General features: G+C 39.9%; 25 protein-coding genes, 2 tRNA genes and 1 pseudogene. 15 read left to right on the top strand and 13 right to left on the bottom strand.

Annotated features, from left to right (window positions below; genetic code table 11):
* Positions 1–81 precede the first annotated feature (81 nt).
* The 7 genes from A9239_RS15995 to A9239_RS15965 form a co-directional block, all read right to left on the bottom strand.
* Complete coding sequence (locus A9239_RS15995; protein WP_048154188.1) at positions 82–1149, bottom strand: TRM11 family methyltransferase; 1068 nt, start codon at positions 1147–1149, stop codon at positions 82–84.
* 1676 nt (positions 1150–2825) lie between these two features.
* Entirely contained in the window at positions 2826–2981 is a 156-nt protein-coding gene (locus A9239_RS15990) for a DUF1328 family protein (RefSeq protein ID WP_230628840.1), read from the bottom strand.
* Between the two features lie 630 nt (positions 2982–3611).
* Entirely contained in the window at positions 3612–3899 is a 288-nt protein-coding gene (locus A9239_RS15985) for a YunC family protein (RefSeq protein WP_048120479.1), read from the bottom strand.
* 16 nt (positions 3900–3915) lie between these two features.
* A complete protein-coding gene (locus A9239_RS15980; protein WP_230628838.1) occupies positions 3916–4731 on the bottom strand; it encodes a hypothetical protein in 816 nt (271 codons plus the stop codon).
* 170 nt (positions 4732–4901) lie between these two features.
* Positions 4902–5792 carry a type II methionyl aminopeptidase gene (map, locus tag A9239_RS15975; protein WP_048120475.1) on the bottom strand — a complete coding sequence of 297 codons (891 nt, stop codon included), beginning with the start codon at positions 5790–5792 and terminating at the stop codon, positions 4902–4904.
* 359 nt (positions 5793–6151) lie between these two features.
* Positions 6152–7321 (bottom strand): Xaa-Pro peptidase family protein, encoded by a 1170-nt coding sequence (locus A9239_RS15970; protein ID WP_048120473.1) that lies wholly within the window; start codon positions 7319–7321, stop codon positions 6152–6154.
* A 38-nt stretch (positions 7322–7359) separates the two neighbouring features.
* Positions 7360–7992 carry a hypothetical protein gene (locus A9239_RS15965; protein WP_048120471.1) on the bottom strand — a complete coding sequence of 211 codons (633 nt, stop codon included), beginning with the start codon at positions 7990–7992 and terminating at the stop codon, positions 7360–7362.
* Positions 7993–8296: 304 nt separating this feature from the next.
* Between A9239_RS15965 and A9239_RS15960 the strand changes: the two genes are divergently transcribed.
* Complete coding sequence (locus A9239_RS15960) at positions 8297–8494, top strand: hypothetical protein (RefSeq protein ID WP_048120469.1); 198 nt, start codon at positions 8297–8299, stop codon at positions 8492–8494.
* 246 nt (positions 8495–8740) lie between these two features.
* On the opposite strand, the gene A9239_RS15955 is transcribed toward A9239_RS15960, so the two are convergent.
* The 3 genes from A9239_RS15955 to A9239_RS15945 all read right to left on the bottom strand — a co-directional run bounded on the left by A9239_RS15955 (position 8741) and on the right by A9239_RS15945 (position 10666).
* Positions 8741–8813, bottom strand: a tRNA-Asp gene (locus tag A9239_RS15955).
* A 113-nt stretch (positions 8814–8926) separates the two neighbouring features.
* Positions 8927–9042, bottom strand: a tRNA-Tyr gene (locus tag A9239_RS15950).
* Positions 9043–9469: 427 nt separating this feature from the next.
* Positions 9470–10666, bottom strand: coding sequence for a methionine adenosyltransferase (locus tag A9239_RS15945; RefSeq protein ID WP_048154190.1), 1197 nt, complete (start codon positions 10664–10666; stop codon positions 9470–9472).
* Between the two features lie 470 nt (positions 10667–11136).
* Here A9239_RS15945 and hisG point away from each other — a divergent pair, with 470 nt between their 5' ends.
* The 11 genes from hisG to A9239_RS15895 all read left to right on the top strand — a co-directional run bounded on the left by hisG (position 11137) and on the right by A9239_RS15895 (position 21322).
* Entirely contained in the window at positions 11137–12006 is an 870-nt protein-coding gene (gene hisG, locus A9239_RS15940; protein ID WP_048120460.1) for an ATP phosphoribosyltransferase, read from the top strand.
* Positions 12007–12122: 116 nt separating this feature from the next.
* The gene (gene hisA, locus A9239_RS15935; RefSeq protein WP_048154193.1) at positions 12123–12860 is read left to right on the top strand and encodes a 1-(5-phosphoribosyl)-5-[(5-phosphoribosylamino)methylideneamino]imidazole-4-carboxamide isomerase; all 738 of its coding nucleotides are present in this window, start codon (positions 12123–12125) and stop codon (positions 12858–12860) included.
* Positions 12861–12997: 137 nt separating this feature from the next.
* Positions 12998–13573: an imidazoleglycerol-phosphate dehydratase HisB gene (gene hisB, locus A9239_RS15930; protein ID WP_048120456.1), complete on the top strand. Its 576-nt coding sequence runs from the start codon at positions 12998–13000 to the stop codon at positions 13571–13573.
* Entirely contained in the window at positions 13570–13716 is a 147-nt protein-coding gene (locus A9239_RS19750) for a hypothetical protein (RefSeq protein WP_155396508.1), read from the top strand. Before hisB ends, A9239_RS19750 begins: the two co-directional genes overlap by 4 nt.
* 252 nt (positions 13717–13968) lie before the next feature.
* Entirely contained in the window at positions 13969–14610 is a 642-nt protein-coding gene (locus A9239_RS15925; RefSeq protein ID WP_048154196.1) for an NAD(P)H-dependent oxidoreductase, read from the top strand.
* Positions 14611–14770: 160 nt separating this feature from the next.
* Positions 14771–15589 carry a molybdate ABC transporter substrate-binding protein gene (modA, locus tag A9239_RS15920; RefSeq protein WP_048154199.1) on the top strand — a complete coding sequence of 273 codons (819 nt, stop codon included), beginning with the start codon at positions 14771–14773 and terminating at the stop codon, positions 15587–15589.
* Positions 15577–16383: an ABC transporter permease gene (locus tag A9239_RS15915; protein ID WP_203225586.1), complete on the top strand. Its 807-nt coding sequence runs from the start codon at positions 15577–15579 to the stop codon at positions 16381–16383. The genes modA and A9239_RS15915 overlap by 13 nt, the downstream gene beginning before the upstream one ends.
* Positions 16380–17441 carry an ATP-binding cassette domain-containing protein gene (locus A9239_RS15910; protein ID WP_048154202.1) on the top strand — a complete coding sequence of 354 codons (1062 nt, stop codon included), beginning with the start codon at positions 16380–16382 and terminating at the stop codon, positions 17439–17441. Before A9239_RS15915 ends, A9239_RS15910 begins: the two co-directional genes overlap by 4 nt.
* Before the next feature lie 241 nt (positions 17442–17682).
* Positions 17683–18474 carry a nicotinate-nucleotide pyrophosphorylase gene (locus A9239_RS15905; RefSeq protein ID WP_048154205.1) on the top strand — a complete coding sequence of 264 codons (792 nt, stop codon included), beginning with the start codon at positions 17683–17685 and terminating at the stop codon, positions 18472–18474.
* Positions 18475–18514: 40 nt separating this feature from the next.
* Entirely contained in the window at positions 18515–19423 is a 909-nt protein-coding gene (locus A9239_RS15900; protein WP_080943656.1) for a Rossmann-like domain-containing protein, read from the top strand.
* A gap of 531 nt (positions 19424–19954) precedes the next feature.
* Positions 19955–21322: a hypothetical protein gene (locus A9239_RS15895; RefSeq protein WP_048154209.1), complete on the top strand. Its 1368-nt coding sequence runs from the start codon at positions 19955–19957 to the stop codon at positions 21320–21322.
* 135 nt (positions 21323–21457) lie between these two features.
* Here the strand turns inward: A9239_RS15895 and A9239_RS15890 are convergent, their stop codons facing one another.
* Positions 21458–22180 carry a hypothetical protein gene (locus A9239_RS15890; RefSeq protein ID WP_230668998.1) on the bottom strand — a complete coding sequence of 241 codons (723 nt, stop codon included), beginning with the start codon at positions 22178–22180 and terminating at the stop codon, positions 21458–21460.
* A 629-nt stretch (positions 22181–22809) separates the two neighbouring features.
* On the opposite strand from A9239_RS15890, the gene A9239_RS15885 reads away from it, so the two are divergent.
* On the top strand, positions 22810–23241 hold the full coding sequence (locus tag A9239_RS15885; RefSeq protein WP_230628831.1) for a DUF190 domain-containing protein: 432 nt from the start codon (positions 22810–22812) through the stop codon (positions 23239–23241).
* A 355-nt stretch (positions 23242–23596) separates the two neighbouring features.
* Here the strand turns inward: A9239_RS15885 and A9239_RS20680 are convergent, their stop codons facing one another.
* Entirely contained in the window at positions 23597–23731 is a 135-nt protein-coding gene (locus A9239_RS20680; protein ID WP_255361966.1) for a hypothetical protein, read from the bottom strand.
* A gap of 98 nt (positions 23732–23829) precedes the next feature.
* Here A9239_RS20680 and A9239_RS15880 point away from each other — a divergent pair, with 98 nt between their 5' ends.
* Positions 23830–24345, top strand: coding sequence for a hypothetical protein (locus tag A9239_RS15880; protein ID WP_048154213.1), 516 nt, complete (start codon positions 23830–23832; stop codon positions 24343–24345).
* Between the two features lie 32 nt (positions 24346–24377).
* Positions 24378–24760 (top strand): annotated as a pseudogene (locus tag A9239_RS20675) (RNA-guided endonuclease InsQ/TnpB family protein); the annotation flags it as partial.
* 239 nt (positions 24761–24999) lie between these two features.
* Here the strand turns inward: A9239_RS20675 and A9239_RS15875 are convergent.
* Positions 25000–25962 carry a NosD domain-containing protein gene (locus tag A9239_RS15875; protein WP_048154216.1) on the bottom strand — a complete coding sequence of 321 codons (963 nt, stop codon included), beginning with the start codon at positions 25960–25962 and terminating at the stop codon, positions 25000–25002.
* Positions 25963–26102 lie beyond the last annotated feature (140 nt).

The raw sequence follows: 26102 nt of genomic DNA, 5'->3' as shown, positions 1-26102 counted from the left end.
TACTTTTGATTTTACTTTTGGACTTTACTTTTGATTTTACCTTTGCTTTGATTCTTCATTCCCGCTTCTCATTTTCATTCTTCATTCCCGTTTGCCATTCTCATTTTTCACTTCTTTCTGAAAAACAGTTATTGTCCGGGTAAGGCTTCGATGTACTCTCTGGGAGTAAATCTTAAGAACCTTAAGCCCTGCCTTTTCTCCGTATTCCGCTGCAGCTTTATCCGAAACTACAACTGCAATGCCTTCAGGCTTAAGGACACGCTCAATCTCACTAAGAGCACAGGAATAAAGTTCTTCCAGGGACTCGGCAACAATTGCTGCCGATCTGCCGTAGGGTGGGTCAGTTACGACTGCATTTATCGTTTCTTCCTTTAATGGAACCCTGCAGGCATCTCCTTCCATCAGGGCATAATCCAGTTTAAAGGCTTCAAGGTTCATGCGGGCTCCCTCAACAAGTTTTTCCTGGGCATCGACTCCTATAACCCTTGCTCCCATAAGCCCGGCTTCAATAAGAATTCCTGCAGTGCCGCAAAAGGGGTCCAGAAAGAGTTCTCCTGGCTTTATTCCAGAGAGGTTTGCGAGGGCGCGTGCAACTCTTGGCATAAGGACCCCAGGATGGAAAAAAGGTTTATTCTGGGGATTTCTGGCTTCATATGCACTTCTGTCGATAGAGGACAGGAGAGTTCCGAACACAGCTTTTTCACTCAGGATCACCCTGAATTCCACTTCCGGATTTTTCAGATTTGCCCGAAAGCCTTTCCTGTAAATGCATCCTCCTACTTTCTGTTCCAGAAACTCGCCCGAAAAATCTACATGGTGTTTGATTCGCTTTGCTCTGACTACAAAACTTTGTCCTTCCTTTATGTAGCCTGAGGAATCAGAGGCTTCTGCAAGTTTAAGGATTGCATCCGGAGTATTTTCGGTAATCCCAACAACTTTCAGGATATGGTGGGTCATTGCCAGCCTGTCAGTTATCGGGCCTCGAAGGATTTTTTCCACATCCTCTTCTTTACCAGTTATTTCCACCACAAGGCACTGGTCAAGAATAGTATGGGGTCGGAAATCAAGTCCCTCTATTTTGAGACAGGCAAATACTTCGGCGGCGGGCAGTTCTTCATGTTCTCCAGAAAGTTCAAAAGCGTATAACATTGGTGATCCGGAATAGGTTGATAATTATAAACTCGAAATGATATTCGTACCATGACGGTGCGGAATAGATATAAAACTCCGTGCGTGAAACGTGAAAGTAGTTGTTAAAAGTAACTGATGGGTTTGGTTGTAATTATTATTCTGTGAAATCTCAAGGCATATTCGAGAATGCAAGAGAGTTTTAAAAGTCTGGTCAGTTTATATATAAAAAATTAACAATCACACTATTATTACTACTATACAATATTATTACTATCTAATCTACTCCAGTCGTGCTCTTGGTTTGATGCGTTAATACACCTTACCCTATTCTGATCGCTTTTATCTGTGACTACGCTTTGGATAATTGGAGCAAGATTACAGTATGCATATCGTTTTTCCTGTGATATGCGTGAAGATCAGCCGTTGAAGATTCAGGGTAGAGTCATATCTAATGTGGCAAAATCCGAAAAGTGACTTCTTTTTAGAACTTTTAAAATAGAAATATGAAAAACTGAACGGATAAACTCATACTATAAACTTTTTGTAACTTTTCAACATTTGTTGCTGACTTTTCGAATAGGCTCTTACATGCTTATTCTGATATTTTTGCAATGAATCTTTAAGATCATCTTAAGACGATTTACGATAACACTTTATTATAAGTATACTCAGAGTTATGAATAAATATGGGATGATAGATTCCATTAACGATAGAGTGCTTGTAGTTATAATAATAGAAATAGGGTCAGTAAACCAGAAATTATTATCCCATGATTTGTTATAAATATTGTAATGCCAAAAACTGTTATACATATTATACATATTATAAAAGAACAACGGGACAAAGAAAGCAATAAACAATTTCAGGTAACTCGATTTTTTCATAAAATGTTGGCAATCCTTTCTTTTCACCCTACAAGATAAATATAAAATAACTAATATTACTAAGGCGCCAATTACAATGTATATAACAGGTAGCCCATATAATGTTACAGTATGACTATAAGACATTTTTCCGGCAGCACTAGAGCCATACATTGCAGTTTCATTGTTCATGCTGCTTTATACGTTACTAAATATTAAATATTTTTTTAAGTGCCACCTGCTTATACGGTGCTGATCTGCATTCTGATTACTATGTTTTGAGATTACTGTAAAAAGGTTAAAACATGTAATCTAAGTAATGATATGGGTGATTTTTATTGAAGTCAATATACGGTTAATTTTTCTTTGTGGGGTTTTATGTCTTATCTTCGGAACATTAGATTTTACATCTCTACATGATGGTCGATTATTGGCATCATCTTGGATTTTGGGCGTTTTCTTGATAGGATATGAACACAGCAGAAGAAAGAAAACAAAGGCTCTTAAGCACAAACTGATGCGTTGAAAGTCATAATACCTAATTGCTTCTCATGTGTCTTTGGCTAAGTGAAAAATCGTGACGAATCGTCTCCATTTCCACAACATTTGTCAAATATTTTAATAAATTATGAGATGGAACAGAGAATCAATTTCATGTAAACAGGCCAAAATTTAAAGCCGACTTCTTACGCAAAATCGATAGCTTTCAGGTATGAGAATTTCTTAACCGATGACCAATAATATGGAATTATGATAACAGAATATGTATAATTTTAGGGAAGTTGTCTAGTCATTACCTAACTTAACACTTACTTTGCTAGAGGTTGCCGTCATCTGAAGAAGAATATGAGGATTGCAAGTATCAAAAAGATTATAATAATCCACTTTGCAATCTCCATACAGAAACCGGCGATTTCCCGTGCGCCCAGTGCATATTCAATCAGTGCTAGTATTAGGAAAAGTACAGCAAGTTCTATCAAATCCACTATATATCCTTCCCGATAGTAATTTGACTAATATTTAAATGGCAGTGTGCCACTTTTTCTGTAAAATTATAAATATTATCAAGTTTGTGGTTTGAAAATCCCCTCGCAAGAGAACTAAATTTTGTTCAGTATACAAAAATTTGACTTTGAATTTACAGAATTAATTTAAACTTTTTTTAATATTGTATTTTGAGTGGTAAAAATAAGGATCGTTCTCTATTATCTGGTTGATATTATTCCCAAATACTCATAAAGTAGTTTTCAGGCCCTTTTTGTTCCTAGGCCTTTTTTGTTCCGAACCTCGTGCAATTGGAGCTGACTTGCGCTCCTTGCACAAAAATACAAGTATTTGTTATACTGAATATTTAATCATGGCAATATCAACCATATAACACTGCATGACCAAAACTTTAAAGGAAATTGAAATTATGTATATGATAAAAAAAGGATCGGCTGTTGCTTTAAATCGATGTGTTCTTGTTGAAATCAATTTTATAAATAAGTTATTTAGAATAGCTGTCTAATCTGAATGTTATTTTAGGAATTCTGTCTTTTTATGTTGTTTGCTTTCAACTAGATTTTTACTTCTATATGATGTTTTTTGCAACAGAACTTTAAAGATCTCTTTCCTCATAACATCCTTTCCAGAGCTTCCCTGCCAGTCATTCCGGGTTCGACCCCGATTTCCCTGGCGAACTGGGTTACTTCAACGACCTGGGCTTTGAGCATGTCTTCAAAACTCTGTACGCCTTTAATCTTCGCTGCCGTGTCTCCAAGTGCCTCTGCAGCATTTACATTCAGGTATCCGCACATCAGGAAGCCTTTCTCTGCCCTTATAACCAGAAGAGGGTATTTTTGCATCTCAAAGCGGAGGCCAAGAGCACACCCTTTTTCAAGCTGAATCTGTTCAATAAGCATATTTTTCAGAACCGCTTTAAACCAGATTAACTTTTTGGATTACCTGATAAAACCATATAAAGATGTCTTTGAAAAATCCAGAGGATTTACTGGCTTTTACGGCTTTTCCGGCAGCTCTGGTTTTATTTACGGTTGCATTGGTTTTGTTTTCTGCGTTCTGCTCAATGATTCTTTTTCTTTCCTGCATCTCGGCTTTATAGGTTTCATTTTCAGAAATCCAGAGAGTTATATTTTTTTCCTGGCTGAAATTGCCTTTAAGAACTGTATAGTTGTTTTCGGATTCCTTACTTTCATTATCCAGTCCATCTGTCTTTTCGACATCAAAGCCTGCAGGCAGATTGATTGTGACATTTGAGGTCGGAGTGCCCATAAGCCAGATATTCGCTTCCTGGCCGATCGGTTTGTCGAAAGTATAGTTTACAGTCGCAGAATTAGTAATTGATGAGGTTTTTTCAATCTCGCCCAGAGCTTCTTTTGAGAGTAAAAAGTCAACATCTGTTAATTTGACTGGCTCCGAAGTACCATTGAGTTTCACATCAGGTTTGGTTTTTACAGATTCTTCCATTTTGTCTCTGAGAATGGATTCTGCTTTCAGGATTTCCCATGCATTAACAAATCTATCACTGTCTCCTGCTTCCAGGTCTATGAAGCTCCTGAAGACAATAGATTCATTGCCTGTAATTTGTTCTTGATATTCCCAGGTCATTCCGCCCCTTTCCAGCGTGATGTTATTGCTGGGTACAAAGGCAGCGTTACAGGGCTCTGCCAGAAAGGCAGGTATAAAAAGGGTTATTATCAGAAAACCGGTTAAAAAAAGATTGTATGCTTTCAAGGCGCTCAACTCATTTTTTAGTTTTTTAGTTTTCTGACTTTTTGCTAACCTTTACATTCTTCATCTTTTAGTCCCGGCTCATTTTCTCTTTATTTTCAACTTATCTTCATTTATTCTCTATTTAGTTTTCTCTTTATTTTCAACTTCATTTTCTCTTTATCTTTCGGTTTTTACTTTGTTGTAATTTCGCAGCCATCCTGGGTTACTATTATGGTGTGTTCTGCCTGGGCTACAAGCCCTCCTGAACTTTCGAGAAGTACAGGATAAGGGCGAATAATTCCTGTTTTTTCGAGCTGGAGTAATACGAAATCCAGTTTGTCGGATTTGAGCCAGCGTTTTGCAAAAGGCAATTCCCTATATTCTTCAACCTGTTTCAGGACATTCCGGACTGCAGGCAAACGGACCGGTTTTTTCCTTATAAGGCTGTATATCTCGGCCCAGTTCCCATCATGGACAGTACCGACTCCATCCGTTGCAAAGGGCTCGATTGCAAGCACATCTCCTTCTTTTAAAATTGCTCCTCCTTCCACATGTCGGTTAGGAACAGAAGGATCATCGTGGGCTTCGTACTGAGAAAGCCCGTGGCCTGTCAGGTTTATTATCGGGTTTAGTCCGTTACTGCGAATGCTGTCCTCAATTGAAGCTCCTAATTCTCCTGTAGAAACTCCTGGCTTTGCAAGTTCAATGGCTGCGGCGAGAGCTTCTTCGGCGGCTTTCTTGATGTCGGAGTTTCCGGATAAGTCAACAGTTACAGCCGAGTCTGCAACATATCCGTCCACATGGACCCCGAGGTCCAGCTTAACCATATCCTTTCCAAAAACGTCAGTATCTCCGATCTTTGGGGTTGCATGTGCAGCCTCTTGATTCCTTGAAATATTGCAGGGAAAAGCAGGCCTGCCTCCCAGCTCTATAGTCCGGTTTTCAATAAAATCTGCAACTTGAAGCAGACTATTCCCTACCTTGACCATTTCTACGGCTTCGGTTCTGACAGTTTTCAGGATCTTGCCTGCTTCCCTGTATTTCTCAAGGATATCTTGCTTATTGTGCACATTATCGGTCATATTACCCCTTTTAAATGGTTTATTGAAATCTTATCGAAATCTTATTGGACTCTTATTAGAACTCATGGTAATTTATTAAAATTTTACTGGAAAGTACTGAAACTTTGACAGTTTTCCTGAGTGTGTTTCTTATGTAAATCTTTAATTCTCGATTTGAATCGATGCTTTTCAATTCAAATGGATCATTTTTGATTTTAACAGATATTTTTTAGATTTTAACAGATATTTTTAGATTTTAATAGATATTTTTTGATTCAAACGGATAATCTTTCATTTTAACAGACTATCTTCGATTTGAGCAAGTTATATATTGTTATTAAAATATAAAAATATAACAAATCCTTTCAATTGTAAATCTTTTATACTACAAATCTCTTTTCCAGCCCTGTAAAGTTCTGATATCCATTTTCAGTGACCAGGACCATATCTTCTATTCGTATTCCTCCAATTTCAGGATAATACAGGCCAGGCTCAAGAGTGATTACATTGCCTGCCTCAAGTAAGGTCCCGTTTTCTCCGACTCCTGGGAGTTCATGTATGTCAAGCCCTACTCCATGTCCTGTTGAGTGAATAAACCCTACCTTTGCACCACTTCGGTAGGTATCATAACCGTGTGCCTCAAAGAAATCGCAGACAGCGTTATGCACATCGGATGCCTTTACTCCGGGCTTAACCATTTCAAAGCCTTTTTTCTGGGCTGCAAGTACAGTTTCGTACATCTTTTTAAGCTCTTCCGAAGCTTTTCCGTGCAAGACTGTGCGCGTCATATCCGCAAAATAGCGTTTCGTTTTGCTCCGCGGAAAAATATCCAAGATAACTGGGGCATTTGCTCTCAGAGGTCCGTCCGTAGTTCCATGAGGGTTTGCCGTATCCTTGCCGCATGAAACTATTGTCTCCTCGGCTTCGCACCCATAATCAAGAAGGGTATGATCTATAACCGAAAGTACTTTAGCTCCTGTTAGTACCTCTCCTGCGTGATAGAGGAAGCCATCCCTTTCTTCTGCTCCTGATATCAAGGCTATTGCAGCTTCCATAGCTTTTTCTCCGGCCATCTGGGCGTACTTTATGGATTCAATTTCTTCCGGACTTTTCAAGCTCCTGATTTTTCGGAACGGGCTTTTTATTGGGACTACGGAAAAGCCCGCTTCTGTGAGGAAGTTTGATTCGAATATCGGGAAATCGTAAGGCACTGCGACTTTCTTAATCCCTTCTCCTGCAAGCAGCTCGGATATGCAGGCTGCATAGGCAATAGATGAATCTTTTTTCTCCTTCATCTTCTCTCTGTAGCCCAGGTCCTGCAATGTCTTTATTGTCGAAACCCTTGACTCGATCTCGGCTCTCCCTTTTTCCATATCCGAAATAAAAAGTATCTCTTTTCCTTCGTCGGTTTGCAGGTATGCAAAATCGTCGGAAGCCAGGAAGCGGGTTACGTAATAAATATCTGAATTGTGAAGGTCCCCTGTCATAAGATAGGCATCGGTTCCTGCCTCTTCAAGGGCCTTCTTTATACTGAACTCTGGTTCGGTCATGCAGGGTAATTCTAGCTTTGTGCATAAAGGTCTTATTGTCAGGTCTTCTTTCCTTCCATCCGTAAGATTTCTTCTTTTATTTCATAGTTTAAAATGAAAAGCTCTTCAAGCATCTCAAAATAACGGTTAAGAGAGGCTGTCATTTCATCCGAAAACCTGAGAAAGCACGCATATCTTCTTCTTCCCAGCTCGTTTACCCAGGCTTTATTCTCAGGTTCTCCTTCCTCGATTTCCCAGAAAATCTCGGTAACGCAGCCAAGGATTCTTCGAACGCTTGAGGTCAGTTCCTTTCGAATTTTTTCTTTTTTAAATTCCATGTAGTCCCTTGAAATATCCGGCTGAAACAGTGCGTTTCTATGAATCCAGTAATCGCCGTGGTTAAGATGAGTTTCTACAATATCTGAAATTTTGAGGGACAGCTCCTTAAGGTCTAATTTTGATTTCCCGGCCTTGTTGTTATGAAATTTTAAGTTCTCAGGAAAAACTGCGTTTTCCGGAGATTGCACTGCTATTTCAATTTCTCTTTGAATCCATTCGGAGGTGAATTTTTTGGTAGCTTCAATAAAAGAGAGGGTTTCAAACTCCATTTTTTCTCTGGTATCTTCTAACTTTTCCTGTATGCTGTCCAGTTCTTCCTGGGAATCGTCAGATACAACAGATTCAACTTCCATCTTTCATTCTTCCAACTCTATCTTTCCAACTCTACCTTTTTTCGCAGTAATTAATAATTCAATTTTTTTAGCTGTTACGTTTACTTTAAATACTGTTCGTATAATTTGAGAATTTATATAAATTCAGATAAGTTTATAATATATCTGTTAAATAATATATCTGTTAAGGAAAAAGAGAGCTAGCAAGAATCAAGGTGAACCTAATAAAGTCTGCTATTAGATGTGGAATACCTATATCTTTTTTATTTATCCAGTTTGCTGGTAAGAGTACAGACTATGTGAAAAAAGAGGAAGCATTAAGAAAATGATAGAAGATATACTTTACTTTGGAAACTTAATTTTCTTTCTTTTTTTATGTGAGGTAGCACTTCAGGTTGTGTTTAGTGTTATCCGAATGTGCTTGAGGAAAGACGGAAGTCCTACAGGCGACGAATACCACAGATTATATGAAGAAAGTATGGAATGGATGAGGCAAGGAAGTCGGAAACCTCACAGACGATGAATACTACATATTATTTTATAAAGTATGAGCTTAGATTCAGAAGTGATGAATTCAAAAACACTTAATGAAAGTTTTTACTTTTTCTCTTTACTCAAAAGCGATGAGTTAAAAAGCATCTAATAAATTTTTTACTTTTACTCTTTACTCAAAAGTGATAAGTTAAAAAGTATCTGAAAAAAGTTTTTGAAAAAAGTTTTTGAAAAAAGTTTTTGCTCGATTGGTATCAACCGAGCTTTAATTTGGAAACGCCCGGACCGGGATTCGAACCCGAGTCGGAGCCTCGACAGGGCTCCATGATAGGCCTCTACACTATCCGGACACTCCAGTGTCTTTTGCTATTGGTTTTCGCTCGCGTTGCGAGCAAAACATAAACGCTTTTTTAATATATAAATGTTCCCGTTGAAGCTTTTCGATTCTGGAAATTGTTTTAGGTCCCGCCTCCCAGACTCGAACCGGGGACATCGCGGTGCCTGCGCGGAAATGTACGGGTAATTTTACCCGCACGAGCCGAACTACAGCCGCGCACTCTACCACTGAGTTAAGGCGGGACAATGTATATTATTCCACTTTATTTCACTGTTGCACTGCTTGAGTGCACCATCTCATATATGGTGATGGTATATATGTTTTACGCTATATATTGGCTATAGAGACATTTTTATGAAAATTTTAAGCCTGTAAACTCGTTCTATAGCCTACTTTACTCCTTACTCTAAAGAGTTCTCAGGAGTGTTTTCGTAATTCGATATTATTCTCCGGTTTTAAAAAATAACTGGGTTTTCCTCTAAAATACCCCAATTCAACCTAAATATATGCAGATTTAATATAAAAGCGATTAGCTTCACTATTAAAAACAATAAACTCTCTACTTAATATTAACAGTTTCTCATTAAAAATTCATTAAAGTCAAAAATAGTTACAATATAAGTATTATGAAAAGAACCCAAAGGTTCTTCTCGATAATGTTTTCCTTGTTTAAAAAGTGTTCAATTCTCCTTTAATTACCATTTCGGTAATCTTTGTCACATTGGAAAGCCAGTCATCCATGACAACTTCGGCTTCGGCTTTGGCCCTTGCAAAAGAAGTGCCTTCTTTGGGAATAATCTGCGCACTTGCTACAAGTGGCTGGTCAATTGGTTTTCCAATCTGGGAAAGCAGCCTTATGTAAACGTCCTGGACTTCCGGAACCTGCTTTACAATATCACGTGCCATCTGGGTCGAGAGGAGGTTGTAGATTTTGCCGATGTGGTTAATCGGGTTCTTCCCACTGGTTGCCTCCATGCTCATAGGCCTGTTTGGCGTGATCAGCCCATTGCAGCGGTTTCCGCGCCCTACCGAGCCGTCGTCCCCCATTTCAGCTGAAGTGCCTGTAACTGTGAGGAAAACAGAGCCGGTTTTCAGGTTATCTCCTGTGTTGATGCAGACCTTTACATTGCGCTCAGTATACCTGGTTGCCATCTCCTCAACATAAGTCTGCATTTCCTGGGTCATATTTATATAACTGTCCAGGTCGTCGATATATCTTCCAATCATGCCACTGCATATTGTAAGAGTTATGTCCTCCCCATCCCTGAGTCCCATGACCTTCATATCTTCTCCGATTCCAGGCATGCGCGACTTAAGGTCTGTGAGCAGTTGTCTTTCGGTGTTATATACGAGGTTTTCAAGCTCGGAAAATGGAGCATGCCCAACCCCAAATGAGGTATCATTTGCAACCGGAATCCTATCTCTTTTGAAGACATCTCTCAGGTCTGAAGACCCTGTCCCGAGTTTGCAGTCCATTATGACATCTCTTTCGAGATCCATGTTTACAAGGGTATTCTTAAGATAGCTTCTGGCAGCTTGTAGGGCTACAGACTCGGTAGCAAGATCTACCCCTTCAAACTCCTTTGTTGCCCTGCCTACCAGTAGAATATATATGGGCTGCAGTATTTCTCCGCCCCCGAACTTTGGGCTGGATCTCCCGGCTACAATCTGGGTTTCGTCAGTATTATGGTGGAGTACGGCTCCACATTTGCTTATGTATTCCCTGCATAGTGCGCGACTTACGGCTTCGGCAAGTCCGTCTGATATACTATCAGGATGCCCTATCCCTTTGCGTTCTACAAGCTCTATCCTCTGTTTCTCAATAGGAGTTTGGAAGAGCTCCTCCACTTTGATATTTCGGGCCATTTGGATCCTCTTTTTTCAAAATCGATAATAGTTTTTATTATTAAATGTAAATGTTATTGATTTACTATTTTTCGGTCAGTTGTACCATCAGTCTGCTATACTTAGCACTCTGTTGTGATTAATTCTTATGTTACTCTGACATTAATAATTTCTAATATATACTTCAAAAATCATTTCCTATTTAATTACTATGACTATATAATTTTTCCCCTACCTTAATTACTGAAAGTAATAATTTCTTTAAAAACGATTTTTACCTTCAATCCTGGAAGTTTACTGATTGGTTGTCAAAATTAATTCATAATGATTAGGCTTTTTATCTATGGACCTGCCTTTCTTAAAGGAAAACTTCTATGAAATCTTACCGTGAAGTCTATATCATACTAGAGTATTCTGGATAAACGTTTTTACTTTGATGAGCTTACCCGGGAAAATACCTCCCGGCAGATTATTTATAGAGGACATAACAGATGATTCGCATTGCAATACCCAATAAAGGGCGCCTTTACGAACCCACAATCTCTATTTTCAAAGATGCAGGGCTCCCGATAAGTGGAGGGGCCGAAAGCCGAAAACTTTTTGCAAAAACTACCGATCAGGATATCCATATCCTCTTTGCCAGGGCTGCTGATATTCCTGAGTACGTACAGGATGGAGCTGCAGACGTAGGTGTTACAGGCATAGATCTGATTACGGAAAGAGGAGCAAAGGTTGAAACTCTTCTGGACCTTAAATTCGGAAAGGCTAGCCTTGTTCTGGCTGTTCCCGAAGACTCGGAGTTTCAGAAAGCTGAGGATCTTGAAGGCCGAAAGATTGCAACCGAGTTTCCGGAAATTACACGCCAGTACTTCAACAATCTTGGAGTTAATGTTGAGGTTATAAAGGTCAGTGGAGCCTGTGAAATGACTCCGCATGTGGGAATAGCGGATGCAATCGTGGACATCTCAAGCTCTGGAACCACTCTGATGATAAATCATTTAAAGCCTATTGATACCGTTTTTTCTTCCACAGTCTACCTGATTGCAAATAAAGAAAGCCTCAGGACAAAGGAAAAAATTCTGGACATAAAAACTGCACTGGAAAGCGTACTAAATGCAAAGCACCGGCGTTATCTTATGATGAATGTTCCTGAGTCTTCTCTCCAGGCAGTAAAAGAAGTCCTTCCAGGAATGTCAGGCCCAACGGTTATGAAGGTCGAGTCCAGCAAATTGCCCGGAGAATCCATTCTTGCAGTTCACGCTGTTGTGGATGCAGACTTGATTTTTACCATTGTAAATAAGCTGAAGAAGGTTGGTGCGCGTGACATTCTTGTCGTACCCATCGAAAGAATAATGCCATGAAAGGAAAAACCGGAAAAATAGGTTTTTTCAGGCAAGACAAACAGAAGGAGATTTAACAGAAGGAGATTTCTCAAAGATAAAAGGAGATTTCTCAAAGACGTGTCGGAGATGTGACTTTGGTTTTTGAAGTAATTCCTGCAGTGGATATGAGGGGCGGAAAGTGCGTTCAGCTTGTGCAGGGAGTGCCTGGCAGTGAGATTGTGTCCCTTGACAATCCTGTTGAAGTTGCCCTTGATTGGGTTAGAAAAGGGGCAAAGACACTGCACTTGGTAGATCTGGACGGAGCAATTGAAGGAGAGCGTAAAAACGCTCCTATAATCGAAAAAATAGTGAGTGCATGCCAGAAAAAAGGGGTGCGGATTCAGGTTGGAGGAGGCATTCGGAGTTTTGAGGATGCAGCTTCTCTGCTTGAACTGGGAGTCTCGAGGGCGATTCTTGGAACTGCTGCGCTTCAGAACCCAGCCCTTGTAAAACAGCTCTCAAATGCCTTTGGAGGCGAAAGTGTGACCGTTGCCCTTGATGCAAAAAATGGGAAAATCTCGATCAAAGGTTGGACTGAAGAATGCTCACAAACTCCTGTAGAAATGGGAAGAACATTTGAAGAACTGGGTGCAGGCAGCTTGCTTTTTACAAATATAGACACTGAAGGCCTTATGAAGGGCGTAAATCCTGTTCCTACAAAAGAACTTGTGGAATCTGTCAGCATTCCTGTAATCGCGTCTGGAGGAGTAAGTTCTCTTCAAGATCTTCAGGCCCTGAAGAAAACCGGAGCATCAGGGGTTGTGGTAGGCAGCGCTCTATACACAGGCAGGTTCACGCTTGAAGCAGCGATTGAAACAATTCAGCATGAGTGATCTGAACCTTATTTTTACTTCCTGGCAGAGACCTTAGGCATAATTCCATTTTTTCAATCTTCCGGAAAAACATAGAAAGGAATTCACAGGAAGCCGGATAAAAAGTATTTATAAATTTAAAGAGAATGTGATGCTGTATGAGAACAGGCAGAATGTCCCGCAAAACAAAAGAGACCGATATCCAACTTGAACTGAACCTTGACGGCACTGGGATTGCCGATATTAACACAGGGATCGGGTTTTTTGACCATATGCTTACTTCTTTTGCAAGGCATGCAGAGTTTGACCTTAAAGTACGTGCGGACGGTGACCTGTACGTGGATGAGCATCACCTTGTTGAAGACACAGGAATAGTTCTCGGAAAAGTGCTTGCAGAGGCGCTTGGAGATATGGCAGGAATTGCCCGTTTTGGGGAGGCCAGAATTCCAATGGATGAAGCTCTTGCCGAGGTTGCCCTGGATATAGGCGGGCGTAGCTATCTTGTCCTGAATGCCGAATTTACATCTCCCCAGGTAGGGCAATTCAGTACCCAGCTTGTAAAGCACTTTTTTGAAACGCTGGCCTCAAATGCAAAAATTACCATTCATGCGAGTGTCTATGGCGATAATGACCATCACAAAATCGAAGCTCTTTTCAAGGCTTTTGCCTATGCAATGAAACGTGCTGTAAAAATCGAGGGTAAAGAGGTAAAAAGCACTAAAGGTACCCTGTGAATCCAGCTTTTTCAAAAAACTACTTGCCCGCAACCCTTTTCAAAAAATTGCTTGCCCGCAACCCTTTTCAAAAAAGGCTTGACCGAAAACCCAGGCACTCAAGCAACAAGGTGGTCGGCATGATAAACCGGCGTAACGATTGAGGGTTAACAGTTGCGCTCAAGAGGGATGAATTAAGTGCAATAGATACTGATTTTTTCTTCTCTCAAGATGGATTGATTTACTCAAGCTCCGTTTTTTCCGAGTACTTCCTCAGGATAATGGAATTTGTTTGAGTCTTATCTGATTCTGCAGGCTCAGGTGCGTATTTTTTCGTTTCCTGTCGCCTCAAAAGTTAAGCAACCTTACTTTTTTATTCCGGAAAATGAATTTAATATATAATTTGGGGGAATGAAATGAAAGTTCTTTATGTTTATGCACACCCGGAACCGAAGTCTTTTAACGGCGCTTTAAAGGAAACAGCACTTGCTGCCCTGCAGGAGAAAGGGCATGAAGTAAAGCTCTCGGACCTTTATGCAATGAAGTTTCATCCTGTCCTGAAAGCTTCGGATTTTCCTGAACGAAAAAAGCAAGATGTTTTCAAGCCTTTCTTTGAAGCGATCCAGGCTTCTAAAACAGGGGCTTTTGCGCCTGATATTAAAGAGGAAATGGAAAAAGTAAAATGGGCAGACCTTCTGATTTTCCAGTTTCCTATTTATTTCACTTTCATGCCAGCTATAATGAAAGGATGGATCGACCGTGTTCTGGCACCTGGGTTTGGGTTCAACCCGGTTATGAATAGTGACTACGATACCGGGTTCTTTAAAGGAAAATCAGCAATGATTGTTGCAACTACCGGAGCTCCGAAAGCAATGTATTCTGAGGGAGGAGCCCACGGAGACCTGAACAAGCATCTGGAATCAATAACCCATTGTATTTTTGAATATATGGGGATGAAAGTGCTTCCATCTTATATCATTTATGAAGTGAGCAGCATGTCCAGGGAAAGGGGAGCTGAAGAATTAGAAAAATACAGGCGTCGAATACTTGACCTTTAAATGAAAAGAAAACACTTTTTTACTTTTTAAAATATCGGGCTGGAGAGCCATCGGATTTTTTACTACTTCCCAATTATATTCATATAGGATGTTTTTATAATTAATTATATTCGTTATGCATATTCAGACATATCATCTGAATTCTATTTGAGGGTTTTGAATGAAAAAGGCATGCGCGTTCATAATTATCATGGTGTTGGCAGTGTTCCTGGCTGGCTCCGGGTGTACTGAAAAAATGTCTCCAACTCCTGCTTCTAATAATTCGGGAAATGAATTTGAGGGACAGAAGCTTACTGTTTGTTCCGGAGCAGGACTTATAAAGCCCATGAATGAATTGATTGGAAATTTTGAAAACGAAACCGGAGCAGATATTGAGGTTCGTTATGGAGGAAGTGCCGAAATCTTCGGATTTCTGACCTCTAAGGAGTGCGACGTCTTCATTCCCGGAGACTATCACTACACTGAACAGGCTATGGAAAGAAATTATGTTTTAAATGACAGCGTGGAAAACCTGACCCGACATATCCCGGTTATTGCAGTACCTGCGGGAAATCCTGCAAACATAAGCAAACTCGAAGACCTGGCAAAACCCGGAGTAAAGCTGGCTCTTGGAGACCCGAATGGGCCTGCAATAGGCAGGGTAGCGGAAAAGATCTGTACAAAGGCAGGAATCCTTCCTGAAGTACAGAATAACACAATTGTCAAGACGGCAACAGTAAACCAGCTCCTTATTTACCTCACGTCTGGAGATGCGGATGCGGCAATTATCTGGGAAGATATGGCAAACTGGAGTGAAGCCAGTGGAAAAATCAAAGTAATCCCTATCCCTGAAAAACAGAATAAAATACAGACCATACCCACAGCAGTTTCCACATATGCAGAAGACCCTAAACTGGCAGAAGCATTTAACACTTACATTGCAGGAGATGAAGCGAAGGCCATCTGGGAAAAATGGGGCTTTGAGCCATGCAGTTCTTAAAATATCCGGGTATGAAATATTCCTGGTTCAAGAAATTCACAGTGGGCATTGCCCTTTTCTTCACTTTTTTGCTTTTCTTATCTATAGGAACCTTGCTCTTCGTCCTTAGTCCATCAGAAATCTTTTCAGCCCTGCTTTCGGAAGAAATGCTTTATTCAATGAAGCTTTCCGTGCTGACCTCTTCAATCTCAACATTTTCTGTAATGTGCTGTTCAATTCCGACAGCTTATGCACTTTCGCGTTTCTCCTTTCCAGGAAAAAGCATTATAAAAACCATACTCGGGCTCCCGATGGCATTTCCAGAACTGGTAATGGGCCTTGCTCTCCTGCTTCTTTTCGGGCAGAGTTTTCTCGGGCCTGTGCTTGAAGCTGTGGGGATAAAGGTAACCTTCAGCAAGCTCGGGATAATAATTGCCCAGTTTTTTGTAGCTTTTCCCTATGCTGTAAGGATAATCTACTCCACCTTTGAAGACATCAACCCAAGATACGAACTGGTTTCAAGGAGCTTTGGGTACGGGGAATTCGAAACCTTCAGGCACGTGACTCTTCCAATGGCAAAGAGTGGGCTTTTTGCTTCAGGAGTGATAACCTTTGCCCGCTGTATAGGGGCTTTTGGAGCAGTGCTGGTGCTGGCAGGGGGATCATATATGTATACCGAAGTTCTGCCTGTGACCCTCTACCTGAACATTTCCTATGGAAATCTGGAAATGGCAATCACAAGTGGAATTTTGCTCATGGGAATTGCTTTTCTTGCAATCCTCAGCTTTGAAAGGTTTGAGGGAGGGAGGCTGTGAGTTTTCTTGAAGTCAGGGACCTCTGCCTTGATGTTGGGGGTTTTGAACTCGACAGGATAGAGCTCAAAGCCGAAAAAGGAGATTACCTTACTCTGATAGGCCCTACTGGCAGTGGGAAGTCCCTTCTCCTTGAGACCATAATAGGGTTTTATGGACCTGAAAAGGGCAGGATTATTCTTGAAGGAAAAGATATTACCGATCTTCCTCCGAATATGAGGCAGATAAGTCTAGTGTATCAGGATCACATGCTTTTTCCCCACATGAACGTTTTCGAAAATATAGCATACGCAATTCGAAAAAAACTCAGAGACAAAAAGCAGATCGAAGCCGAAGTAAAGCAGATTGCCGGAGTCCTGGGGATCGGTGAGCTGCTATACAGAAAACCGGCTACCCTGAGTGGAGGAGAGAAGCAAAGGGCAGCCATTGCAAGGAGCCTTATAGTCAGACCAAAACTGCTCCTTTTGGACGAACCCTTCAGCGCCCTTGACGTAAGAACAAAAGAAAAGCTCAGGAAGATGCTGAAAAAAGCGATCAGTGAGTACAGTACTACTGTTTTGCATGTGACCCACGATTTTGAAGATGTCTGGGCTCTGGCGAACCGCGTGGTCGTATTAAGGAAAGGGAAAGTTATGCAGTCCGGAGACCCTGAGTCGGTTTTCAGGCAACCTTCTCCTGATTTCGTGGCCGAGTTTCTGGGCACCAACGTGCTTAAGGGAAAGGTAAAGGCTCTCGAAGGAAAACTCACAGTGATTGAAGCCGAAGGACTGGAAATCTATTCATCAGACCCTGCCGAACCCGGAGAAAAGGTCGCTGTCTCTATTCGTCCGGAAGAGATTATTCTTGCCAGAGGGGTTATGGAAAGTTCGGCCCGAAACACTTTGAAAGGAAAAGTTTCAGGAGTTTTCAAAAAAGAACATCTTGTCGTGGTCGAGATGGAGATGGGACATGCAGAAATTAAAGCCGTGGTTACGCCTACTTCATGTGAAATGCTCGGGCTCGAACCAGGCAGGGAAATGCATGCGGTGTTCAAAGCTTCAAATGCCAGGATAATAAGGTGAATTCACAGGAAATTTACCAGATAATTCACAGGAGAATTCTCAAGGAAAATTTAATTCTTAAGGAAAATTTGAAGTCGAAATGAACTAACGCATATTGGGATCAAGATTAACAGAACCAGAAATAAAGTGAAAATACGCTGGTAGCAAAGAAATTGATACTAGATCGATGCGAAAAACCGTCAGCAAAGAAAATTGAAACATAAAAGCAAGGAATTTATAAAGAAAATCTTTGAGGTAAAATATGATAGACCTTTTTGAGCTGTATTTTTATGAAGACTGTCCTTATCAGGATGAAAGCGCAGAACTGCTCAGGCTTGAGGGCAGGGGAAAAATGAGGATTGTTTCAAGAGAAAACGGTGTATGTGCCTGCGCCGGCGACTTGGCAGAGTATTATGAAAGAAAAAACATGAAGACCCTGAATTACCTTCGAGACGGAGATACTTTCAATCCCGGGGATGCAATTTTTGAAGCCGAAGGAGATCTTAAACTCCTGTTCAGGTACTGGAGGGTTTCCCAGACTTTCCTCACCATCATGTGTGCAATTGCCACGAAAACATCTTCTCTTGTTAATGCGGGCCGAAAGGCAAACCCTGACATTATTATCGCAACAAGCCGTAAGACCCACCCAGGATCGCGGATATTTGAGATTAAAGCTGTCCGGGCAGGTGGAGGAGATATCCATAGAAACTCCCTCAGTGATTCCATTCAGATCAGCCAGAATCACCTGGAAGTTGCAGGCGAACTGGGAAAACTCAGGGCCATTAAAAAGATAGAAATCGAGCCCAGAACGAGAGAAGAAGCGTTCAAATATGCAGGGATGTCGGATATTATGCTCCTTGACCACATTTCTCCGGAAGAACTGCGGAAACTCGGACCCGAACTTAAGAAACTAAATCCAAAGCTTGAACTTGCAGTGGGAGGAATCAAAGGGCCCATGATTCCTGAATACGCTCCTTTTGTAGATATTATCGTTATAAGCGCTCCCTATTACGCAAATCCACTTGACTTCACCACTAAAATCGAAAGAATTTAAAAAGAGATTATAAGAGATAAAAAGGTAAAAAGGTGGCAGCATGTCAGAAACAGAATCCTCAGAAAAAAGAAAATTCCCGGAATATGAAGAAAAAATATACAAAAATGGACTGAAAGGTAAAGAAAAACCAGTGGAAATAAATAAAGGGGAAGGAAAAAAAGAAGAAACTGAAATTCTGCCCACCCTGGTGAATGCTCTCAAAAATGATCTGGGCTCTGCTCTTAAGGACATAGAAGTAAAGGATGTAAGGATAGGGCTCGCCTATATAGGAGTCCTGCTTTCCGAAAATTATGGAGGCGTTGCCTGCACCCCGCTTTACGAGTTTTCAGGCTGCCCTGCTCTCGGGTTTGCGGGCTCTCTGAAAGGTAAAACTGCGGATAAAGTGCTTGAACTTGCCCTATCCAAAAATCCTCTTGAAGCTGCGGTCGGAGTTGCAACTGCAAATGCTCTTTCTCACATGTTGTGGGATACCAAATCTGAAAACTTCCCGACATCAAACGTGGATATCCTTGACCTCATAAAACCCGAAGACAGGGTTGCAATGGTAGGATATTTTGGTCCCCTTGTACCTAAAATCCTAAAAATAACCGAGAACCTCACGATCCTTGAAAAGCGTGAAATCGAATCTCCGAAAACCCTGATTCTGCCCTCTGAAAAAGCCAGAGAAGTTCTCCCTGCATCGGATGTAGTTATTCTCAGTGCAAGTACTCTCGCTAACAGGACTTTTGACGAACTACTGTCCCTGGGTGGCGCAGCAAGGGAAGTTGTCCTGCTAGGCCCAAGCTCTCCTCTTTACCCTGCTCCGTTTTTTGAGAGAGGAATTACTGCAGTAATGGGAACCCGAATCTTTGACCCTATGACTATGCTTACCATTGTCAGCGAAGCAGGGGGTACGAAAAAACTTCATAAGTGCTGCGGGGAAAAGGTAGCGTTTAGAAAAAACCAATAAATCAAAAATAATTCTGCTTGAGCGAAGCAAAGCGTAGCGAAACAGACACCGTGCTCCCGAAGCGGAACTCGGGCAGCGAAGCAGGGGGTACGAAAAAACTTCATAAGTGCTGCGGGGAAAAGGTAGCGTTTAGAAAAAACCAATAAATCAAAAATAATTCTGCTTGAGCGAAGTAACAAAAGGATTTTGTGCTGTTGTATTTGCAGTACAACTCCGGGAAACTTCCTATTTTCTGTGGTCTCCAGGCGAAACTCGGGTGTTGAACTTATCCTGAAACTCAAAATTATTTTTTTGAACTATACATTTCGAATAATCAGTCAAGTTTTTGACTATAGTTTCCAAAATAAAGCTTTAAAACAAATATATTAAGGTTTATATGTAAAAATTAAGCTTTATTTCTATGAAAATTATATAATTAGCCTTTAAATTTAAAATAAATCTATTTTTTCCTTTTTATTATACAAGTATTTTTATCTCTTTTTCTGGCAATTTAACGGGCACATAACTATAGGCTTGAATAAAGGAGATAAAATGAATATACACTTTAAATTTCGAGGCATAGCCACACTGGTACTGGTGGCCAGTCTGGTTACCCTGGCAGTTTGTGGGTGCGTGTCCGGATCGGAAACTTCGAGCAAAGCTACGACGGATACAACCACCGATACTACTAATACTACTAATACTACTAATACTACTTCTACGGCAAGTGAAGCGTACACACAGAGCGGAGGAACTGAAACCAGCTCAAACCAGGCTTTTACTGCCTCTAATACCGATGAAAACGGAATCAAAGTTACTAATGGCGGTACTTTCATTCTCTCTAATTCAACTGTGACAAAAACAGGAGACACATCTTCGAATGATAATAGCGACTTTTATGGCCTCAATGCTGGTGTACTTGCAGAGTCAGGAAGTGCAATAGAGCTCACCAACTGTACGGTAACTACAAATGCCAATGGCGCCAATGGTGTCTTTTCTACGGGATCGGGTTCTTCGGTAACTCTGTCCAATGTTACGATCAATACTTCTGCCGCCGGCTCCCGTGGTGTGGATGCAACCCAGACAGGTAACATAACCTGTACGGATGTGAATATCACCACAGCCGGACAACACTGTGCAGCCATTGCAACGGACCGTGGAAATGGAAATATTACTGTTACAGGCGGGGTTATGAACACAGCCGGAGACGGTTCTCCAGGAATTTATTCTACAGGCAATATTACAGTTTCTGGCTCCATAATTACAGCTACAGGATCGGAAGCTGCCGTAATAGAAGGAAAGAATTCCATATCTTTAACGAATGTAACCATTTCAGGCGAGAAAAAATGCGGAGCCATGCTCTACCAGAGTTTCTCAGGTGATGCCGAGGTAGGTACCAGCAGTTTTACGATGAACGGCGGCTCACTCAATGCATCAGTAGGTCCTCTGTTCTATATTACAAATACAGAATCTATAATAGAGCTAAAAGATGCTAATTTGAGTGCAGCATCGGGTACTCTCCTGACAGCCAGCGCCGACAGGTGGGGCAATACAGGATCAAACGGAGGCGTTGTGACCTTTAAGGCAGAAAATGAAACTCTTACGGGTAATATTACCTGTGATAATATCAGCTCAGTCACAACCATATTGCAGAACAACACTACCTTAACCGGAGCAATCAATGAAAACAATACTGCAAGCTCGATGAATCTGACCCTGGATTCAACCAGTACCTGGAATGTAACAGGAACTTCATACCTGACAAGTTTCGCAGATGAAGATTCCACACTGGATAATCTCAAAGACAATGGAAATACCATATATTATGACTCAAATTCCAGCACAAACAGCTGGCTTGAAGGCAAAACTTACACCCTGACTGATGGAGGTCAACTAACTCCTGTGACAGGTTCGCAGTAATGCTTGAATAAAAAACTATTCTTGTAGCCTTATAAGGCTACACTTTTTTCTGAGCTTATCCAACTCCCACAGTTCTTCGGTTACTGTTCTTATATTTTGAAGGAATCTTTGTATGGTAGGAAATGATTGTCTCGCTTATTTATATGAACGCTTGAAAACCAGTAGTGATAAAAGCCCTAAAACAGCCATCATTGAAGTAAAACCAGGCATTTGATTGGTTGTTTTATTACCAGTTGTTTTATTACCAGCAATCTTTTTTTCATTGCTTGAAAAGTTGACGCCATCACTTTCATTTACATATGGTATCTCCTCTGCTGGTAAAAGTTCTTCATCTAGTGTTGGCACTTCTCCCCATTCAAAAATTACTGGCACTTCACTTACGCCTTCTTGTTTACAGTTGTTGTCAATTATTTGATAAATTTCATCAATTATTGATTCATTAATGTTTTCAGGAGATTTTTTATCAAACTCCACAAATATGTATCCCCTATAGTCATAACCATAACCAACCACTGGTCCACCATTTTCTGGCATATAATGGTCAAGTTCATCTCTAAAACTATGAATACAATTTCCCGCTGTTTCTTCCCATTCCACTTTTTTATTAGCGTCTGTAATAACAGGCATTGTTCCCCGAGTAGTTATGAATCCGGACTCGTTTTTAACTTCGTTGAAAATCTGAGGGCCATAATCCGGTAATGGAAGATTCTCCTCATCATGTGCCCACATAAAAACCACAGGGATTTCATCTATGCCTTCCTGCTGTTCGCAGTAATCCTCAATTTTCTGATAGATCTTGTCAATTCTGGAGTCATTTACTTCTTCTTTATAGGCAGAGCCCAATTCAATTATCAGCATTTCGTTATTGGAGGCAACGCTTTTTATAGAGTTGTCAAATTCGGAATATGACGGCCCTATTTGTGTAAGATTAAACCAGCAATCTACAATTGAGTTTTCCCACTTCTGATCAATTGTTTCTGGTAAGGTTCCTCTGTATGCTATGAACGAGGGATCATTTTCAAATTCCTTATTCCTTTATAGAAGGTTCAGGGATCTCATTAAATTTGGAATCGTTAAATCCGCTATCATCTGCACTTGCAGAACTATATACAAAAAGAGAAACAAAAGTGATAAGCATTAGCCATTTACAAATATTCCTTCTTTTGGGCATTTCTATCAGACCTTATCAGTTACTTAATAATTGTAACTTCTATTATTGTCTTAAATTAGTCTTAAAATCAAGCAGCTTCGAGTTTGTGCAAAGTGAAACATAAATCAGTAGACAGAGCTTTTATGCGACTAGTCTCATAGCTCAACTGCACTATTTCTTTAACTAAGATAGTGTCAGAGCATAAAATACTTTTCAAATTCTCAAATTTTTTAAATTTTATATTTGTTCGCTTAAAACGAGAATTTTAAAAATATTTTTTTCAGTCGAATACCCTGCTAAGTCAAATGCCCCGCTAGCTTGCTGTGGAAATGGACATTTGGAGTGGCGTCGCGAACATACTACTTTGCTTGCAGCGGGGTACGCCAGCGCAACTTTAATTTTCCATGCTGACTGTATAACCTATAAAATTACACTTAATTATCTAAGCACACCAGGTGATTTCATGCCTTCCGCACTTCTTCGCATATATCTAAGGCAAAATGCAACTTTTCATGACGAATCCATTTATGAGAAGGTGATCGAATTTTTACTTGATTCAGGTATTAATGGTGCCACTCTTCTCAGAGGAATTGAAGGTTATGGAGCAGATAAAAAGATCCATACCATAAAGGTCTTACAACTAAGCCATGACATCCCAGTCGTTATGGAAGTAATTGACGATGAAGAAAAACTAAGATCCTTAATTCCTCAACTGCGAGAGATTGTTGGAAATGAGCTTATGACGATTCAGAAAGTAGAAATTGTTTGATTGGATTCATAAAATAAAATATGAATTGAGCTGACCAAAACTCAAAATTATTTTTCTGAATCCCATATTTTAAATAGTTAATCAAGCATCCGATTATGGAAAATAATTTGGAAAATAATTTGGAAAATAATTTGGAAAATAATTCTGAAACTTTATTAATTTTTGAGGATATAATTGGTTTTGGGATGAGCTCATCACTTATATTTACTTTCTCGAGTTGACGAGGGCTAGAAATTTCGTAGATTCAACTGTAGCTGCAATCATTTTTTAGTCCTTGTAAACTTAATAATATATATTTTTTAAAAAGTTGCATCGATTCTACATACTGAAGGTAATTTGTAATTTACTGAACTTTTTATATACTGCCCTGAAAGTTTGAATCTCCTAAAAAATTCAGTATTTTTACGGGAAAAACTACTGTGTTTTCTGCCTGTTCTCTAGCATTTTCTGGCTTGCTCTCTAGTATTTTCTGCCCTGTTGCTTTCCACATGACTAACCCAATGGAGAGTATGTACTCACGGTTATGAATAAAAAAGACCATATAATAATTAAAGGCAATATTAACGCTTATTCAGGGGAGTGATTAGCATGGTAGAGAATGAGCAATTGTATAATGAAATCAGGGAAGCTGTTAATGCTATTCCGATGAAGATTGGCTTTGAGGGCATAGGTGGAATTTCTGAGTACGTTACGAAGAGCGTTTTGGTTGGATATGCAGTTGTCCAGTATACAGTCACAGAAAAGGGGTTAGACAACAGGGAAATCACGAAAACGTTTGTTAAATCAAATCCAGTTTATCAGGATGGCTCAGGTAGTGATATCTATGGTGTGGAGACCCGCATCAGAAATGAGGAAACTGTAATTGGTGTTGTGCCAGCTACACGTCCAACATATGGAATTTTTGGGTTAATGCCTCTTGATGACCTATCACTTGAACAGGTCGCTTCACTTTCGTTTAGCCATTTTGGGAAAGACAAGTTTTTAGGATTCGAATATGAAGGTGTTGAACATCCCAACTGGATCAGTATGCTTCGTGAAAAGTGGATAGAGATAGTGTATGAACATGAAAAGGATCGTGAGATGTGGGGTGAAATACAAGAATAAGGGACAAAAAAATCGAAGAAATTTAACTCTATCTTCACAGGCGGTTTGAAGTTACTCTGAAAACAGCAATTATATCAAAGATCTGTACTGGAAAATACTATGTTAATATTCTTGTATGATATGGGAAAGAACAACCTACAAAACATGATTTTTTAGAATCTACTACAGTGGGGATAGATGTTGGTATCAAAGATTTTGCAGTTCTTCTACAGGAAAAAAAATTGAGAACCCTCAATACTTAAAAAACTCTTTTACCTGATTGAAAGTCCTGCAAAAAAGAGTAAGTAGAAAAGTTAAAGGATCTAAAAATCGAGAGAAGGCAAGGCGGCACCTCTCCAAGCTCCATGAATAAATTAGCAATCAGATAAACGATTTCCAGCGCAAACTCTCTTCTAAACTTATCAGCGAGAAGGAGTTCACCGAGAAATTCATTAATCAATAGACAAATCAAAAATAAGATTTATGAACATATTTTTGGATCGCAGCACTAGGGTCTCGGTAGGAAATCCTTAGTGGTAAGAAGGATCTTTGGTAATCTGTTTTTAATACGTGATCCTCTTACCGTAAACTTAATATTCTAATTTACTTTCAATTTGGCACGTTCATTATAATATTTTTTTCATATTTTTGTTAGTAACTGCATTTTCAAAGATATTATTTCTTAGCAGAAAGTTTCAAAGAAAGGTTCGATGAAAGGTTCGATGAAAGGTTCGATGAAAGATCCGATGAAAAGTTATAAGAAGGGTCTGAAAAATTGACAATCGAGACTTTCGACGGTACAAGAGGTAAATAATCAACATAATCAGAACCTTCCAATTTATAAGGTTCGTCTGCAAAGCCATCTCCGTTGTTATCGGAGTGTGTCTGTGAGAAGCCATCGCCTGAGGGAGTTGCCCAGTAGTTACCACCCATATAATGGCCGCCTACTATGTTTTCTCCAGTTGTTTTCTCAGTGTTGAAAATGCTTACGACTCCATCATCGGCATTTACATTTACTATATTGTTAAAAACATTATTAGTAATAGTACATGGAGCATCAACAAGATATAGTCCATTATCACAGCTTGTAATTTTATTTCCACTGACTTTCAGGGTTTTAAACATAAGATCAAAGGCATATACTCCTGTTTCGCAGTTGTAAATCTCATTATTAAGAATAGACTCGCTTCCACTGTACATATAAAAACCAATATCGGCAGCCATACTAAAGTTAGATATCTTATTATTTTGAACCGTGCAGTAAAAAGCGCCGTTTGTATCCTCGTTGCGGTTAAACGAAAAACAAGTACCTGAAGATCTCCCTGGGCCTATTATGTCAAAATCTTTTATTATAACGTTACTTTCATAAATATTGAAGGCATTGTCTTTAGCTTTAATTATTGCTTTATAAGGACTGCTTGACATTATAGTTATATTCGCAGTTGAGATCTCAACGCCTCCACTGTATGTTCCCGGTTTTACAATTATTGTATCTCCAGAATGAGAACTATCTACTGCTTTTTGAATTGAGTTTCCAGGCTCTACATAAATAGATTTAGCAGAAGCACTGCAAGTGATAGCTTGAAGTGAAAGCAATACTGCTAATATCACCAACATAATTTTTTTTGTTTCCCTCAAAACAAAACCCCGACAAAGTTTTCTAGTATTGATGAAGTTTCTTAGTTTATTTGCTTGTTTAGTTGATTATCAAATAACTAGTTATCCGGAATTTAATTAATCGTTAAGTAATTAATACTCAAACAATTCTATTTTTAAAC

The organism is Methanosarcina sp. A14, from assembly GCF_001729375.1.
Taxonomy (GTDB): domain Archaea; phylum Halobacteriota; class Methanosarcinia; order Methanosarcinales; family Methanosarcinaceae; genus Methanosarcina; species Methanosarcina barkeri.
The sequence above is the reverse complement of the archived record's forward strand: the minus strand, read 5'-3'. Positions and strand labels throughout refer to the sequence as shown.